This is a genomic window from Streptococcus suis, assembly GCF_046032115.1.
Taxonomy (GTDB): Bacteria; Bacillota; Bacilli; order Lactobacillales; family Streptococcaceae; genus Streptococcus; species Streptococcus suis_AJ.
In genome coordinates this window covers 23,876-39,831 of the sequence record NZ_JARQOZ010000012.1, presented here as the reverse complement: position 1 = coordinate 39,831, position 15,956 = coordinate 23,876, and the positions used below count along the sequence as shown (strand labels likewise).

The 15,956-nt window shown below is 42.0% G+C and carries 14 protein-coding genes; 2 read left to right on the top strand and 12 right to left on the bottom strand.

Annotated features, from left to right (window positions below; all coding sequences use genetic code 11):
* Nucleotides 1–12: 12 nt before the first annotated feature.
* From P7J36_RS05390 to yaaA, 7 genes are all read right to left on the bottom strand, one after another.
* A complete protein-coding gene (locus P7J36_RS05390; protein ID WP_408551479.1) occupies nt 13–729 on the bottom strand; it encodes a Fic family protein in 717 nt (238 codons plus the stop codon).
* Nucleotides 730–813: 84 nt separating this feature from the next.
* Entirely contained in the window at nt 814–2,640 is a 1,827-nt protein-coding gene (locus P7J36_RS05385) for a polysaccharide biosynthesis protein (protein ID WP_408551478.1), read from the bottom strand.
* 28 nt (nt 2,641–2,668) lie between these two features.
* Entirely contained in the window at nt 2,669–3,400 is a 732-nt protein-coding gene (gene cps4B, locus P7J36_RS05380) for a capsular polysaccharide biosynthesis protein Cps4B (protein WP_029998672.1), read from the bottom strand.
* A 38-nt stretch (nt 3,401–3,438) separates the two neighbouring features.
* Nucleotides 3,439–4,125, bottom strand: coding sequence for a tyrosine-protein kinase (locus P7J36_RS05375; protein WP_408551477.1), 687 nt, complete (start codon nt 4,123–4,125; stop codon nt 3,439–3,441).
* A 9-nt stretch (nt 4,126–4,134) separates the two neighbouring features.
* Entirely contained in the window at nt 4,135–4,824 is a 690-nt protein-coding gene (locus P7J36_RS05370) for a Wzz/FepE/Etk N-terminal domain-containing protein (protein ID WP_408551476.1), read from the bottom strand.
* A 15-nt stretch (nt 4,825–4,839) separates the two neighbouring features.
* Nucleotides 4,840–6,279 carry an LCP family glycopolymer transferase CpsA gene (cpsA, locus tag P7J36_RS05365; protein ID WP_408551475.1) on the bottom strand — a complete coding sequence of 480 codons (1,440 nt, stop codon included), beginning with the start codon at nt 6,277–6,279 and terminating at the stop codon, nt 4,840–4,842.
* Between the two features lie 97 nt (nt 6,280–6,376).
* On the bottom strand, nt 6,377–7,111 hold the full coding sequence (yaaA, locus tag P7J36_RS05360; protein ID WP_408551474.1) for a peroxide stress protein YaaA: 735 nt from the start codon (nt 7,109–7,111) through the stop codon (nt 6,377–6,379).
* Between the two features lie 122 nt (nt 7,112–7,233).
* Between yaaA and P7J36_RS05355 the strand changes: the two genes are divergently transcribed.
* Nucleotides 7,234–8,493, top strand: coding sequence for an aminotransferase-like domain-containing protein (locus P7J36_RS05355; RefSeq protein WP_408551473.1), 1,260 nt, complete (start codon nt 7,234–7,236; stop codon nt 8,491–8,493).
* Between the two features lie 254 nt (nt 8,494–8,747).
* Here P7J36_RS05355 and P7J36_RS05350 read toward each other — a convergent pair whose 3' ends face one another.
* Nucleotides 8,748–9,599, bottom strand: a complete 852-nt coding sequence (locus P7J36_RS05350) for a DegV family protein (RefSeq protein ID WP_408551472.1) — start codon at nt 9,597–9,599, stop codon at nt 8,748–8,750.
* Nucleotides 9,600–9,732: 133 nt separating this feature from the next.
* On the opposite strand from P7J36_RS05350, the gene P7J36_RS05345 reads away from it, so the two are divergent.
* Nucleotides 9,733–10,137, top strand: a complete 405-nt coding sequence (locus tag P7J36_RS05345) for a TetR/AcrR family transcriptional regulator (RefSeq protein WP_408551471.1) — start codon at nt 9,733–9,735, stop codon at nt 10,135–10,137.
* A gap of 22 nt (nt 10,138–10,159) precedes the next feature.
* On the opposite strand, the gene proC is transcribed toward P7J36_RS05345, so the two are convergent.
* The 4 genes from proC to P7J36_RS05325 all read right to left on the bottom strand — a co-directional run bounded on the left by proC (nt 10,160) and on the right by P7J36_RS05325 (nt 15,945).
* Nucleotides 10,160–10,945: a pyrroline-5-carboxylate reductase gene (gene proC, locus P7J36_RS05340; protein ID WP_408551470.1), complete on the bottom strand. Its 786-nt coding sequence runs from the start codon at nt 10,943–10,945 to the stop codon at nt 10,160–10,162.
* Between the two features lie 9 nt (nt 10,946–10,954).
* Nucleotides 10,955–12,193 carry a glutamate-5-semialdehyde dehydrogenase gene (locus tag P7J36_RS05335; protein WP_408551469.1) on the bottom strand — a complete coding sequence of 413 codons (1,239 nt, stop codon included), beginning with the start codon at nt 12,191–12,193 and terminating at the stop codon, nt 10,955–10,957.
* A gap of 64 nt (nt 12,194–12,257) precedes the next feature.
* On the bottom strand, nt 12,258–13,334 hold the full coding sequence (proB, locus tag P7J36_RS05330; RefSeq protein ID WP_408551468.1) for a glutamate 5-kinase: 1,077 nt from the start codon (nt 13,332–13,334) through the stop codon (nt 12,258–12,260).
* Between the two features lie 142 nt (nt 13,335–13,476).
* Nucleotides 13,477–15,945 (bottom strand): bifunctional DnaQ family exonuclease/ATP-dependent helicase, encoded by a 2,469-nt coding sequence (locus P7J36_RS05325; RefSeq protein WP_408551467.1) that lies wholly within the window; start codon nt 15,943–15,945, stop codon nt 13,477–13,479.
* Nucleotides 15,946–15,956 lie beyond the last annotated feature (11 nt).

The following is a 15,956-nucleotide window of genomic DNA, read 5'->3' as shown; positions in this document are numbered from 1 at the left end:
CTGGTTTTGTCACTAATCCTCAATCCTAAAATACTCTAAATAGTCCTTAAATCGATCTTGTGCGGCTAAGCAAGTATCTAATAAGAAACCATTCTGTTCTCCCCACTCGGCTAAGCCACGATAGTAAAAATACTTCATGTCATCTCCAATGATAAAGGGAACATGTCCATGTTTGAGACATTCCTTAAACAAAATCAATCGACCTACTCGCCCGTTACCATCTTGGAAGGGATGGATGCGTTCAAATTGAACATGAAAGTCAAGAATATCCTCAAAGGAAGTCTCAGGCAAGCGGTGATAGCTGTTCAGCAATTCTTGCATATCGGATTCTACTTTTTCTGGCAAAGTCGTTTCACGACCTCCGACTTCGTTTGGATATGACTTATAGTCTCCTACTTTAAACCATGACTTCCGCGAATCAGAAGTCCCTCTCTTCAAGATAGCATGAATCTCCTTTATCCAAGTTTCATTCAAATCATCTTGAAAGCTATCCAAGAGAAAATCGAAAGCAGTAAAATGATTGGTCGTTTCGATAATATCATCCACCCTTATAGTTGGACTTTCCTCGAAACCAATGGTATTAGTCTCATAAATATACCGTGTCTGGTCATGGGTTAATTGACTGCCTTCAATGTGGTTTGAGTTGAAAGCCAGCTCGATCTGAACCTTATGATAGAGACCACCTTTCGTTCTGTTTTCTTTCTCTCTTAATAACCTATGACCTAGCATATTTTACCTCAGGAAAGTATTTCAACCTTCCTAGAATCTAAATCCTATTTAGACTCTAGGAAAGTAAAAATAGCTTTTACTTTCTTATTCTTGTTTTGCAAATTCAATCAACATATCTTTTAATTCATTTCTATCTTTTTGGAGTAATCCATTGATAAATGAATTGACAATGTCCGATTGCTTATTTGTAACGCGACCTACAAATATTTTTTCATAAATTTGTTCGCTAACACGTTCTTCAGTGGATAGTAACTCTTCGTAGAGTTTCTCTCCAGGACGAATTCCAGATTCCACAATTCCAATTTCATCTTCTGTATAACCACTTAATAAGATAACTTTTCGAGCTAACTCTAGTATCTGTACTGGTTCACCCATGTCTAAGACAAAAATTTCTCCACCTTTTGCCAAATGTCCAGCTTGGATAACCAAACGACTTGCCTCAGGAATCGTCATGAAATAACGAGTCATCCTAAAGTCGGTAACCGTAACAGGTCCACCTTTTCTAATTTGCTCTTTGAATAGCGGAACAACACTTCCACGACTACCTAAAACATTTCCGAACCGTACTGCAGCAAATTGTGTTTGTCCTGTTTCATTTAAGCCAGTAACAATCATTTCTGCAACACGTTTAGTCGCTCCCATGACATTTGGCGGATTAACAGCTTTATCTGTTGAAACCATAACAAATTTGGCAACCTTTGCAGTTTTAGCCGCCTCAGCCACATTCTTTGTCCCAAAAATATTATTCTTTACTGCTTCATGAGGGTTATATTCCATCAAAGGAACATGCTTATGTGCTGCAGCATGATAAACAACATCGGGTTGATATTCAGCCATTATGCTAAAAATCAATTCTCTATCTTGAATATCTGCAATGAGAGGGACCAACTCAATCTTACCTTGGTACTTTTCCAGTAACTCTCGATGAATGAGATAGATTGAATTTTCTCCATGGCCAAGCAACAACAAGCGTTTAGGCGTAAACTTAGCAATTTGACGACATAGCTCTGAACCGATAGAGCCACCTGCTCCTGTGACAAGGATTGTTTTCCCTTTGAAAAACTGACTCAATCCATCCTGATCCAAAACAACCTCTGGTCGACCAAGAAGGTCTGCTACGTCAATTTCCTGAAAGGCACTGACAGACATGTTCCCCGCCATAATGTCTTCAATGCTCGGCATATTATTGACAGTCACTCCTATAGTGTTACAGATTTCAACAATCTTCTCTCGCTCCTTACCATTTAAAGAAGGGATGGCAATCGTCACTTGGTCAACAGCTAATTCCTCTACCAATCGTGGAATATCATTACGGTTTCCTAAAACTTTAGCGGTACGAATAAATGATCCAAGTTTATTTGGATCACGATCAACAATACCGACAATTTCAAAATTCAATTTTCGATCTTCGACGGTATTGATAAACATATTCCCACCATCTCCAGCACCTACGACTAAGATTCTTAGTGGGCTATCCTTCTTTCGAATGGCATTTTTTCTCGTCTCATGTAAGACTTTCCAAATAATCCTCGGAGTAATGAGCATTACATACGACAAAAATACGGATACTAAGATGAAACGATAACTAAAGGTCTGCCATAGAATCATTGAAATGATTAAAAATAATGAATAAGCGGATATCAAACTCAGTCCTATTTTCACATAACTTTGATACCCAGTATACCTGGTAATTAGCGAAAAAACCTTTAGTCTAACTGAGATAATCAGATAGAATATTAAAACAAATAAAACTGCAATAATGAAGCGTTCATCTGGAATGTCAATAATAACATCCAAAAACAGCCTGCTCAAAATCATGGAAACTATAAGAAGACACGTATCCATGCACATGAGTATCAATCGTTTACTGTTGCGCTCTAACAGTTTGTCAGTAACAGTTCCTAAATCCATTTTTTCTCCACAATCTAGAGTAACCAGTTTAAATCGCCTGGTTTTTTAATAGCATAAGAGGATTCTTTTTTAGCAACGCTTTCGCTTTATCTTTGCCAAATTCCTCTGTTATTAACTTATAAGCCTCCCTCATAAACGGAGGTCTACTAGATAAATTATGCATATCACTAGCAACACAATGTACTAAATCCTGCTCTAAAAAATACCGAGTGCGTTTTTTAAATTCTTTTGCTCGATCGCCAATTAAAGCGGGCTTCAGCACATGGTTACTATTTACCTGAGTGTAGCATCCCTTGTCAATTAGCTCTTCTACTCTCTCTGCATGAAACGCTAGTGCATCATATCGTTCTATATGGGCAAGTACAGGAGTTAGCCCAAGTAGCGTCACTTCGTTCACTGCTTCTTGAATCTCTTTCCAAGGAGTATTCATACTGAACTCCAAGAGAATATAGCGTGAGCCATTAAGCGTTGGTACTTTCTTTTTTTCAAGTTTGCTTAAGATATCTTTACTATAATACAATTCAGCACCATAGCACAATCGTATTTCAGGATAAACTTCTGCTACTGCTGCTTTAAGTTGAAGAAAGTTAGTCATGATAACTTTTTCTGGTGTTTCAAACATCCCTTTTCGTCTATGAGATGTCGCTACGATATAGCGAACACCTTGACGATAAGCTTCGCCTATCAAACTCAGGCTTTCTTCAATAGTTTTGGGGCCGTCATCCACACCAAAAATGATATGCGAATGAATATCAATCATACTAATACCTACTTATCAAACTTATATTATCTGAGAAATTAGGCTTTTTGGCCGTAATTTCCGTAGTTTCCGTATTCACTATACTTCTCAGCGACAATATCATATTTGTTCAAGATAACGCCTAAGAACGGTGTGCCTGTTTGATCCAACTGCTCTTTTACTTTTTTCAAAGATGAGCGCTTAACACTGCCTGCTTCTACTACTGCAACCATCGCATCACATTTTTGTGCAATGATAGCTGCATCAATTACCAGTCCTAATGGTGGACAGTCAACGATAACATAATCATAATAGCGACGAAGTGTAGCTATTAAATTCTCGAAATTCTTACTTTGTAACAGGGCAGTAGGGTTAGGTGAAACCTTTCCTGACTCAATGACGGTCAAGTTTGGAATATCTGTATCGCATAATCCTTGAGACAAGTCTGTTGTCCCTGCTAGGTAATCCGTCAAGCCTGTAATCTTTGTAATTGGCTTGAAGAAACCAGGCATGACTGAATTTCGGATATCTGCATCCACCAAAACGGTCTTATAACCTGAACGAGCATAGGCAATAGCGAGACTAGCCGCAGTTGTACTCTTACCTTCATTTGATTGAACAGAGGTAATGCCAACAACCTTAATATCCGCTCCGCTAAGCTGAATGTTGGTACGGATGGCATTGAAATACTCCTCGGTTTTATTTACTATCTCTCTTTTTGTACGCGCAATTTCTAACGTTGCCATATTGTTCTCCTATTTCAATTTCTTCGAATCTGGTACTACACCAAGCAAGGTCAAGCCCATTACCTCTTCAATATCCTGAGGGCGTTTGACACGGTCATCCAAAACTTCCATAGCCAAGATAATTCCCGTTGCCAAGATACCTCCAGCTAATAAACCAAGCAAGATATTGCGTTTTATATTCGGAGTGGTTGGTTCTTCCGCTGGGACTGCTTCTTCAAGTGTCGTCACATCGCTTACCTTGGTGACCTCAACAATCTTTTGCGCTGCAAAGGTGCGAAGGCTATTTGCAATACGTGCCGCTTCATTTGGATCCGCATCACGCACGGAGATAGAAACGATACGAGTATCAACGGGGATGCTGACAGATATTTTATTTGATATGTCCTCTGTCAATCCTAGCTCTGTTTTTACTCGTGATAACACATCTTGTGATAGAATGATTTCTTTATAGTCTTTAACGAGGTAGGTCCCAGCCTGAAGTTCTTGGTTTGTCAAACCAGCTCCTGCCTCAACATTTTGACTGACTACATAAATCCGTGTAGTGGAGTCAAATTGAGGGGTTACTAAAAAACTACTATAGACAAAAGCAATCCCTGCACCCAAAAAGGATGTTAGGATAATAAGAAACTTCTTTCTCCACAATGTTTTTAATAAGTATAATACATCAATTTCGATTGTATTTGATTCTTGATTATTCATGTTTTCTCCTATTTTTTAATTTCCATCCAATACTGACTGAATCGCTGCCTTTGCTTGCTCCAGACTTTCTTGGTTAATTTCCATCATATAAAGTTGTGATCCAGGCATCGCATAAGAAGGTAAATCCATACGACCTGAACCTGTCAAGGCCTGAGACTCAACTGTAAACTGGGTTCCTGATTCTAATTGGGTATTTACCAAGCCCATAATCGTTTCTAAGCTCAAATCTGTTTGGATAGATCCTTCCAAACCAGTTAGAATAGCTTGATAATTCGCTAGATTATCTGGTGAACTCAATTTTTTTATGAGGGCTGCAATGACTTTTTCTTGATTTTGACCGCGATCATTATCACCATTAGCCAACGAATACCGCTCACGAACAAAGATTAGCGCTTGCTCTGCATCTAGATGCACTGTCCCAACCGGGAAATTATACCCTCCGCTTGTAAATTCTTGGGTATTTTCAACATCAATACCACCAACCAAATCAATCAACTGTAAGAAGGAAGTAAAGTTGAGTCGGATATAATTACTAATATCAATACCATAAAGATTTTCCAAGGTATGCACAGATGCACTGACTCCGTAGATGCCCGCATGTGTCAACTTATCATATTGATTTTGTCCACCATCTGCGATAGCAACGTATGAATCTCGTGGAGTAGTTGTCAATAAAATCTTATGTGTCGCACGATTGACAGTCATAATGATATTGACATCGGAACGCGAAACAGATGAAATTGGACCGTAGGTATCAATACCACTGATATAGATATTGAAGCTGTCCCCACTCGCTTGTTTGACTGCTGTTTCAACAGTCTGAGTCACTTTGAAACTATATATTTTTTTCACTTTTGAAGAAAAGTCTGGGTCTTCATTTTCTAAAATATTGCTAAAAACTCCGTTGAAGACCATCGCTTGACTCTCACCATTCAACATAGATTGATATGCTGTCAGGTAAGAGGTTGTGGGGCTAGTTGCTAGTTGAGTAGATTCCATTTTGGATATGTCATCCAACAAAGCGGTGATGTTATCTTGGTCGTATTCAGCTGGAGCAAGAACATTCGTAAGCTGACGAACATCTGTAATATCACTATTTGCAGGGACAAGGATGCTCATTTCATATTCTGAAAATGTCGAATTTGAATTTAGTCGTGTTGAAAATTTTACAACTTCTTGCATTCCATAGATTCCAACAGACGTGATGACTAGTGAAAAAACAAGTAAGAGCGCTGTAAATATGCGCGCTTTCTTACGCCACATCAATAATCCAGTCAATACTGCCACTCCTACTAGCAAAAGCGTCACAATATAGTTTAAATACCGGAAATCTAGGATGTTATAGCGATACATGGTCATTAAAAACAAACATAGAGTAATGGCGTAAAGCCCCAAAAGGGCAAAATTTACCAATTTGAGCTTGGACGACTTCCTTCGCCCGATTCTCTTTTTCATAAACAACCTTCCTTTTACTTATAACGTACCCATTATATCATAGAAATTAATATTTTACCCTTCTTTAGTGCTGGAAAACGTTATCTTGTTCGTTTTTTCACATTTTGATGGATCGGATGAAGGTAAGTTGGTTTGCCGTTGATTCGGAAGCACAATATTCAAAGCCATCCACCTTAAAATCTTGAATGTCCGATAATTTCTGAATATTGTTCTTAGCCAACCAGGACAGCAATCTTCCTCTACCTTTTTTTGATATAGTCGAGTGAACTTTTAGCTGACCTGCTTTTTCTTCCATGAAAAGAATTTTAACTAATCTTTTCTGAATCTGTGGAGAAAACACCTGCTCAAATTCTGACGAAGCCAGTGAGAGAATCAGTTCATCATCACCAACTTCTTGGTCATAATACGGTCGCCAGTACTGTTTCAAAGACTGATTGCCTATCTTTAAGCTCCCTTGAAAATCTAAGCGGTGAGGTGAAATGAATTCAAAAGGATGAATCAATCCGTATAAGGCTGTCGCAACACGAACGTGGTCACGTAGGTAATTTTCTTCTTTCGAACCTATACCTCGCCTATCCATATAACGATACATAAGACCATCATATAACTGCCAGGCTGGATAGGTTTTTGCTTGACCTGTCCTGATTCGATGCCAACGATCAGCTTCTAACTCAGCCTTTTCTTCATTCAATTTATAAAAGGCAGCCATCTTTTTTACATCAAATTGACCTATGGCATCCAGCACCGGCTTGCTTCGATCAGACAGGGGATAAGACGGGGCATTCTCTAGATTTGTATTTACTTCTTTTGCATTAGGTATAATTATTTTCATCACTTAATTATACCATATAGTAGCTTAATTCCTGAACCTCAACCCCATCATTCATATGTTGTATTTCTGCAACTTTTCCTATATACTAGCTAGTAACATAGTCTATAAAAAAGGGGGCCTAGATGAAAAAATATCAAGTTATCATCCAAGATATTTTGACTGGAATAGAGGAACACCGATTCAAACGCGGAGAGAAATTACCTTCTATCCGTCAACTCAGCGAGCAATATCATTGTAGCAAAGACACTGTCCAAAAGGCTATGTTGGAATTAAAGTACCAAAATAAGATCTACGCTGTCGAAAAAAGCGGTTATTATATCTTAGAAGATAGAGATTTCCAAGACCATACTGTAGAGCTCAATCCTGCAGACTTTCAAGAATTACCCTATGAAGATTTTCGGATTTGTCTAAACGAAAGTCTTATTGGGCGGGAAAATTACCTATTCAACTACTATCATCAGCAAGAGGGATTGGCAGAATTGATTTCCTCCGTTCAAAGTCTGTTAATGGACTATCATGTCTATACAAAAAAAGACCAGCTGGTTATCACAGCTGGTAGTCAACAAGCTCTATATATTCTCACACAAATGGAAACCTTGGCTGGAAAAACGGAAATCTTGATAGAGAACCCTACCTACTCACGAATGATCGAGCTCATTCGACATCAAGGAATCCCCTATCAAACAATTGAACGGGATTTAGATGGAATTGACCTAGAAGAATTGGAAAGCATCTTCCAAACTGGAAAAATTAAGTTTTTCTACACAATTCCTCGCTTGCACAACCCTCTCGGCTCAACCTATGATATAGCAACAAAAACAGCCATCGTAAAATTAGCAAAGCAATATGATGTCTACATCATTGAGGACGACTATTTGGCGGATTTCGACTCTAGTCATAGCCTACCTTTACACTATTTTGATACAGATAATCGTGTCATCTACATAAAATCTTTTACACCGACACTCTTTCCAGCCCTCCGAATCGGTGCAATCAGCCTTCCTAATCAGCTACGTGATTCCTTCATCAAACATAAGAGTCTAATCGACTACGATACCAATCTTATCATGCAAAAAGCTCTCTCGCTCTACATTGACAACGGTATGTTTGCACGGAACACACAGCATCTTCATCATATTTATCACGCTCAGTGGAATAAAATAAAAGATTGTTTAGAGAAATACAATTTGAACATCCCGTATCGAATTTCCAAAGGGAGCGTGACCTTTCAGCTAAGCAAGGGGATTCTTTCGCCTAGCATCCAACACATGTTTGGAAAGTGTTATTATTTCAGCGGACAGAAAGCTGATTTCTTACAGATCTTCTTTGAACAAGATTTTGCAGATAAGCTGGAGCAATTCGTAAGATATTTGAATGAATGAAATCTAATAGCCTCATGCAAATAATCCCCCTCGAACTTAAAAGACGAGGAGGATTATTCTAATAGTGGAAATTACATCCCAAAATTGTTATACTCTTCGAAAATCAAAATTATCCGTTGTCAAGAGCCTTGATGAGTGAAAAGCTCCAGTGGAGGTTTTCAGCCTGTTACCTTGAAATAAGATAGTAACAGAGTTCTATCTTCGACTTCGTTTCCTAGGCTACTTTTGATTTTCATTGAGTATTACTCTGTGAATCACGCTTTCACTTCATAGCCCATCAAAAGTCCGCCTTCTTCAGCATAAAAACTGCATAGACCTGATGGTGCGACCTGGTCAACAATTGCATTTGGGAAAGTAGATTTAACCAGTTCTGAAAACTGTTGGAAAAATTTGTCATTATTGCGGTGGGCCATGACGATACGACCTCCGTTGTAGCCTGCCTTTTTCATTTCTTCAAAAGCAGCCACAACGGATTTCTTATGGCCACGCGCTTTCTGAAGCAATTCTAGCTTACCCTCACTGCTAGCTTCCCCAACCATACGAATGTTGAGAAGACCGACAACTGTTCCAACAAGCTTGCTAAGACGACCGTTCTTGACTAGATTATCAACCTTTGCCAAAACAAAGAGCAGTTTGCTATTTTCTTGGTAGGTGGTAATAGCTTGTGCCAATTCCGCAAATTCCATGCCTGTCGTAATTAGGCGATTGATTTCATCCACGATCAAGTCCATCTCCCCACCAGCTGACAGGCTATCAATCAAATGGATATTGACTTCTGGATGTTCCTCGACATACATGTCACGGGCTACTCGCGCTGCATTAAAACTACCAGACAAACCACCGGTAATGGTCATCACGATAACATTTTCAGCACCTTCAAAGGCTGCTTGATAGGCTTGCGGACTTGGGCAGGCTGAACCAGTAGCTGATTTGGACGCTTCCATGACTTCCATCATGTGGTCAATGTCCAAATTCGCATCATCCACAAAGGCCTGGTCACCGACTTGAATGGTCAATGGTACACTGATAAACTCTGTATCTGGTGCAAGATTTTTCAACTGACGGTAGTCGCAACCTGAGTCAACAACAATTTTCCATTTTGGCATAGGATTCTCATTTCTACTTGTTTATTCTACTGTTTTATTTGACAATAAATCTCTATTTACTTACAATTATATCATTAAACTACCCCATCTGAAAGCATTTTCTTTCAGATGTGACACTCAGAAAAGGAAAACTATGGCAGGTCGTAAAATTTCACCCCAATCTTTGAAAAACCTCTATCAATCAAACAAGGAAGCCAATCAACTGACCAAGGAATCCATTGAAACAGCTCTGCTATTTCTCCTAGAAAAAAAGGACATCAAGCAGATTTCCGTTTCTGAATTGGTCCGAAAAGCTGGCGTGTCACGTAATGCCTTCTACCGCAATTACAAGTCCAAGGAAGAAATCCTTGAGGTATACTATGAACGGACTTCGAGCAACCTTAAAAAGAAATGGCATGATTTGCAGGACAAGGTCCAAAAAGACGGTGTCAAGCAGAGTTTTGCAGAATTTGTCCACGAACAAAAACGCAAAGCCGAACAAAGCAAAACCTTGTCAAACGTCAGTCAATGGATCAAAGAAAAAACAAAACGGGATTAAAAGTCCCGTTTTTTGCTGTCTTTTATTTTTTGCCTAATTTTCTAGTCTTTTTGAGAGCGTCGGCGACTGCCTTGATAATGGCGTAACGGAAACCTTCTTTTTCAAGAGCTACTACGCCTGCGATGGTTGAGCCACCTGGCGAGGTCACTTCCTGTCTCAGCTGGGCTGGGTGCTTGTCGCTGATTAATACCATCTGAGCAGTTCCAGCTAGGGTCTGAGCCGCCAGGACCTTGGCATCTTGAGCCGTGAGTCCGTTTTGCACACCGGCATCGGTCAGGGCCTCAATCATCTGATAGACAAAGGCTGGTCCACAACCAGCGATAGCCGTCGCAGCATCAATCAGCTTCTCCGGCACCTGCTGGACCTTACCTGATTTTTCAAGGATTTGTTCCAATAGCGGAGCGAGCTCTTGATTGACCAAGCTATAGGTTGTCATGCCTTGGCCGATAGCAACAGGTGTATTGGGCATGATACGGATGAGTTTGTCTGCCGATACAAATGCTGCCAGGCTGTCAATGGTCACTCCCGCTGCCATAGAAATCCAGATTGCTGAAGGATTCTGGCTAATCTGGTCCTGCAAGCCTGACAAAACGGACTCAATCAGGTGAGGCTTGACCCCCAGGAAAATGACCTCGGCCTGCTCTGCTATTTCCCCATTAGAAAAAAGCTGACCGCCCAGCTGAGTTTGTAGAGCCTGGGCTTTTGCTGGGTTATGGTTACTGAGGAGGAGCTGGGTTTCTGGCAGCTGGCTGACTGCATGGGCCAGGGCCACTCCCATATTGCCCAGTCCGATAAATCCAATCTTCATCTTGTCCTCCTAACGAATGTGGCCGTCGCCTGTAATGATGTACTTGTAAGTGGTCATTTCACGCAGTCCCATAGGACCACGAGCATGCATCTTCTGGGTGGAAATGCCCAACTCGCAACCCAGACCGAACTCGCCACCGTCTGTGAAGCGGGTCGATGCATTGACATAGACGGCTGCCGAGTCCACATGGAGTGTGAAAAGTTCAGCACTTTGGCTGTTTTCCGTCACGATGGCCTCGCTATGCCCTGTCGAGTGTTGAGCGATATGACTGATAGCCTCTTCTACGTTTGAAACGACTTTGACAGCCATGATATAGTCTAAAAATTCCGTGTCAAAATCTTGGTCGCCTGCTGGTCTGGCTTGGTTTAGAATAGCCTGCGCCTGACTGTCAGCACGTAATTCCACCTGACCAGCCAGAGCTTCTTCCAAGCGAGGTAGGAATTGGCTGGCAATAGCTTCGTGAACTAGCAAGACTTCCGCCGCATTGCAGACTGAGGGACGACTGGTTTTGGCGTTGACCACAATTTGAAGGGCCTTATCCAAATCCGCATCCTTGTCCACATAGACATGGCAGATGCCTGTGCCTGTTTCGATAACTGGCACAGTCGCATGTTCTACAACGGCTTGAATCAAACCTGCACCGCCACGTGGTACCAACAAGTCGATCTTACCTTTGGCAGTCATCAACTCCGTCGCAGAAGTCCGGCTAGTGTCTTGAACCAACTCGATGACCTTTGGCGAAAGACCAGCCTGTTCCAAACCAGCCTTGAGGGCTGTGACAATGGCCTGAGCCGAATGAAAGGCTTCCTTGCCACCACGCAAGATGACGGCGTTTCCGCTCTTGATTGCAAGGGCAGCGGCGTCTGAAGTCACATTTGGACGACTTTCGTAAATCATTCCCACCAAGCCAAAGGGAATGGATTTCTTGCAAATGTTCAAGCCGTCTGCCCGAGTGGATTCTTCCAAGACCAGTCCAACAGGATCTGGCAAGCCAATCAGGGCACGAATGCCATCCGCCATGGCTTCAATCCGTTCAGCTGTCAGGAGCAATCTGTCCTGCATGACTTGGCTAATCTTGCCTTGGGCATTTTCCATATCGATGGCATTGCCTGTTAAAATCTCCTCAGTCTGAGCAACCAACTGATCTGCCATAGCTGACAGGGCCTGGTTTTTCTGTTCGGTTGTTGCAAGGTTGATAGAAGCCTTGTGGGCCAATAAACTATCTAATAATGCTTGAGTTGTTGTCATAAATTTCTCCTTTTTAGTCTTTCAGTTTGCTCGTTCGTCAACATAATCAAGACAAACTGAATAACTATAAGCTCACCCAATCGTTGCGGTGAATAAACACGCCTTCTGCTCTGCCATGTGCCAACTGGTTCTGCAAGTCTTTAGAGGACAGTTTGACCCGCCCTTTACCAATCAAACGGTGGTCTGCCTGGCTGTAAACTTCTACAACCTGCCCCACTTCAAAGTCGCCTTCAAGGGCTTTGACACCGGCAGCTAACAAACTGCGGCCTTGGTGCAACATGGCCTCAACCGCACCAGCATCCACTTCAACCGCTGCATCTGTCCGAGCGTAGAAGGCCATCCACTGCTTGCGTTGGTTCATGGCATGGTCATCTGCTAAAAAGAGGGTGCCACGGTTGGCTTGGGTAACTGCCTGTAAGAGGGCGGTATCCTCCTTTGAAGAGCAGATAAAGACTGGCACGCCTGACTTGGTCGCAATCTGTGCCGCCTGCAATTTGGTGGTCATGCCACCTGTTCCGTTGGACGAGCCAGCTCCTGCTGCCATGGCGAATAAATCTTCCGTAATTTCCTTAATCTCTGGCAAATGTTTGGCGTTGGGATCGCTGTTAGGATTGGCCGTGTAAAGTCCATCCACATCCGTCAAAAGCACCAAGAGATCTGCTTTCAAGAGAGAAGCCACCTGGGCAGATAAAGTATCGTTATCCCCCACCTTAATCTCCTCAATAGCAATGGTATCATTTTCATTGATAATAGGAATAGCCCGTTGCTTGAGCAAGACCTGCAAGGCCTGAGAAGCATTCTGATAACGTCTGGCATCCGCAAAATCATCCTGGGTCAGCAAAATCTGAGCCGACACAATGCCATCCTTCATCAGATTCTGCGTGTATTCCTCAATCAAGAGTCCCTGACCAACAGCCGCAGAAGCTTGCTTTTCCGCAATCTTGGTCGGTCGCTTGTCAAATCCCAATCTCCGAAAACCAGCAGCGATGGAACCTGAAGTCACCAGCACAATCTGGTAGCCCTTCTGATGCAACTGAGCTAGCTGATTGGTAATCCGAGCAATCTTAATCCGATCCAAACTTCCATTTTCTTGCGTCAAGGAGCTGGTACCCACCTTAAATACGATTGTTTTTTCTGTCATAATCTCTTCTCACAAAAACTAATATTTGGAAAATTATACCATATTTTAGGTATAAAGAAAATCAATGTTATTCAGCAGAGAATGAGTGAAAATTCCTAGAAATAATACTCTTAAAAAAGGAAGCCTTACCGCTTCCCATTATTTATTCAAAAAACTCTTCTACTACCTCTACTATTTCTTCCTCTCTAGGTTTCAAAACAGTATATTCTTTTCCAAAGAAGGACAAAATTTGCTGTCCATAGCGTTTGGTATGGATGCGAGGATCTAATACCAAAACTAGAGAATCTTGGTTATCATGTCGATTGGTACGACCGATGGCTTGTTTGAGCTTAATCATCATCATAGGCAGGCTGTAATCGTAAAATGGATTTTTCCCTTCCTCACGTAGATGGTGATTGATTTTCTGGACAAAACGGTCCTTGGGATTATCGAATGGCAGCCTTGTAATGACCTGAATCAATTGGTGCTGACTGGCAAAATCGACTCCCTCCCAGAAGACACCTGTGCCCAGTAAAATCTGACATTCCCCTCGTTCAAATTTGCGTTTGAGAGTCATTTCTTGTCCATGCTTGTGTTGGGCCAGGTGAGGAATATTACTGTCTTCTAAGAAATCCGAAACCTGCAAGAGCAGGGAAATAGAGGTAAACAAGACCAAAATCGGTCGTCCAAGCTCTGCTATTTCTCCTAAAATAGTAGCCAAATAGGCTGCATGCTCTTCTTTTGAACAAGCGAGGATGTCAGGGAGCTGGGTCGGAAAGAGTAGCTGCTGGTTGGGCACTGCCTGCGTCGGAAGCAAGTCCATGGTGACCCGCTCAAATCCCAGCAAATCTGCTAGGCTAACCTTTTTACTGATGGTCAAAGTAGCGCTGATGCAGAAAATCTTGGTGTCTGGCAGGTAGTTGGTCACATTCAGGAGGCTATCCTTGGAGCCACGCAGATAAGCAATCCGCTTGTCTTCCAGATACTTCTCCTCCAGCCAAAAATGGTCATACCTATCAAGGAGATAGTCCAGGTCCTGTAGGTCAATATCCTGTAACTCAGCCAGATTCTGCTTGACTTGGTCAAGGTCTTCTTTTGAAATTTCCCGCTGCCCATGCTGGCGAAAACGGGTCAAGAGGTGGTTAAGCTCAAACTGGCAGGATTCGTAGAGACGTTGGTCTAGGAGTTTATCCGCCCTATCTTTTTTAATCTGCAATACCTGTAAGAAAGCTGTCAAATCTTGAAAATCAGACGCAAGATTTTCAGCAGCCAAGAGAAATTTCTGGGCCTCGTCGATGACCACCAAGCGATTGTTCATCAGTGGATCCTGGTCCTTGAGATGACTAAGGAAATAGGCGTGGTTGGTGATGAGCAACTTGCTGGATAAGACTTGCTGGTTCAAACGTTGCCAAAAATCCCAGCCCCAAAAAAGACTTTCTGGCTCCAAATGGCCATCATGGGCAATCTCATCAAAGTAGGCTTGATAACGCTGTTTCTGCTTGAGTTCGTCCAAATCGCCTGTCTGAGTTTCTGTCAGCCAGACCAGGACCTGCATCTTAAATTGATTGACCAAACGATTATCATCCTGTCTTTGCAGGGTTTTCCAATAGCTATCCAATTTGATAAAATGCTTGGGCGACTTGAGGGAAGCCATGGAAATATGGAAAATCTCTCGTAGCTTGCTTCCCTCTTTGTCCATAATTTGCTCTTGAAGGAGCTTGGTCGGCACCGTCACCAAGAGGGGCTGGTCCGACTTGGCAAGCAAGGGCAGTAGATAACCGTAGGTCTTGCCCAAGCCTGCCTGTGCCTGTATAAAATGTACTTTTTCTTCATCAGCCAAGCGTTTTTCGACCACATGAGCGAAGGCTGTTTGTTTTTTGCGTTCGTGCAGACCGAGCAGGGCAAGATTGGTCACAAAATCTTCTGATAAATGGTAGGCTGGCTGGTCTTTTACTGGCTTTTTCAAAACCAAGCCGTGAATACTTTCTAGACTGCTCGACATCGTTTCAGCTAGATAAGGCACCATTTCATCAATGACCAGACGGGATTCAAAGAGCAGATTATCTGCCAAATCAAGAATTTTATCAACAACAGTTCGAGGCAAACTCTTGATTTTCTCTTGAATTTTGATGAGGAGACGAGCCGTTGCCATTGCATCTGAAATAGCCGTGTGAGCCTGGTCCAAGCCCAAGTCCAAATGCTCTGCTAGATTACCCAGACTGTATTTTTCAAAAGTTGGAAAAAATAATTGAGATAACTCCACCGTATCCACACGAGGCGTTAACAATTCATAACCTTCAAAAAAGAGGGATTCCGCCAAGAGATTGGCATCAAACTTGACATTATGGGCTACGAAAATAGCATCACCAATCATGTCGTAAATCCTACTTGCAACCTGACCAAAATCAGGTGCCTGCTCCAATTGCTGGTCTGTGATACCCGTTAGATTTATGATATGGTCATCCAGTAGCTCATAGGGATTGATGTCCGTTGCATAACTGTCAATGATTTCTCCATTTTCAACCAGAACAATCCCGATTTGAATGATTTTTGCATCGGCACCTGTACCAGTTGCTTCCAAATCCACAACGGCATACCGATTGCTTGTTCTTGTGTCTTTCATACTGTTCATTATAGCACATT

Excerpts from the sequence above, each read along its gene's own strand:
- P7J36_RS05390 (WP_408551479.1), bottom strand. The coding sequence starts at position 729 with ATGCTAGGTCATAGGTTATTAAGAGAGAAAGAAAACAGAACGAAAGGT.
- P7J36_RS05385 (WP_408551478.1), bottom strand. The coding sequence starts at position 2,640 with ATGGATTTAGGAACTGTTACTGACAAACTGTTAGAGCGCAACAGTAAA.
- cps4B (WP_029998672.1), bottom strand. The coding sequence starts at position 3,400 with ATGATTGATATTCATTCGCATATCATTTTTGGTGTGGATGACGGCCCC.
- P7J36_RS05375 (WP_408551477.1), bottom strand. The coding sequence starts at position 4,125 with ATGGCAACGTTAGAAATTGCGCGTACAAAAAGAGAGATAGTAAATAAA.
- P7J36_RS05370 (WP_408551476.1), bottom strand. The coding sequence starts at position 4,824 with ATGAATAATCAAGAATCAAATACAATCGAAATTGATGTATTATACTTA.
- cpsA (WP_408551475.1), bottom strand. The coding sequence starts at position 6,279 with ATGAAAAAGAGAATCGGGCGAAGGAAGTCGTCCAAGCTCAAATTGGTA.
- yaaA (WP_408551474.1), bottom strand. The coding sequence starts at position 7,111 with ATGAAAATAATTATACCTAATGCAAAAGAAGTAAATACAAATCTAGAG.
- P7J36_RS05355 (WP_408551473.1), top strand. The coding sequence starts at position 7,234 with ATGAAAAAATATCAAGTTATCATCCAAGATATTTTGACTGGAATAGAG.
- P7J36_RS05350 (WP_408551472.1), bottom strand. The coding sequence starts at position 9,599 with ATGCCAAAATGGAAAATTGTTGTTGACTCAGGTTGCGACTACCGTCAG.
- P7J36_RS05345 (WP_408551471.1), top strand. The coding sequence starts at position 9,733 with ATGGCAGGTCGTAAAATTTCACCCCAATCTTTGAAAAACCTCTATCAA.
- proC (WP_408551470.1), bottom strand. The coding sequence starts at position 10,945 with ATGAAGATTGGATTTATCGGACTGGGCAATATGGGAGTGGCCCTGGCC.
- P7J36_RS05335 (WP_408551469.1), bottom strand. The coding sequence starts at position 12,193 with ATGACAACAACTCAAGCATTATTAGATAGTTTATTGGCCCACAAGGCT.
- proB (WP_408551468.1), bottom strand. The coding sequence starts at position 13,334 with ATGACAGAAAAAACAATCGTATTTAAGGTGGGTACCAGCTCCTTGACG.
- P7J36_RS05325 (WP_408551467.1), bottom strand. The coding sequence starts at position 15,945 with ATGAACAGTATGAAAGACACAAGAACAAGCAATCGGTATGCCGTTGTG.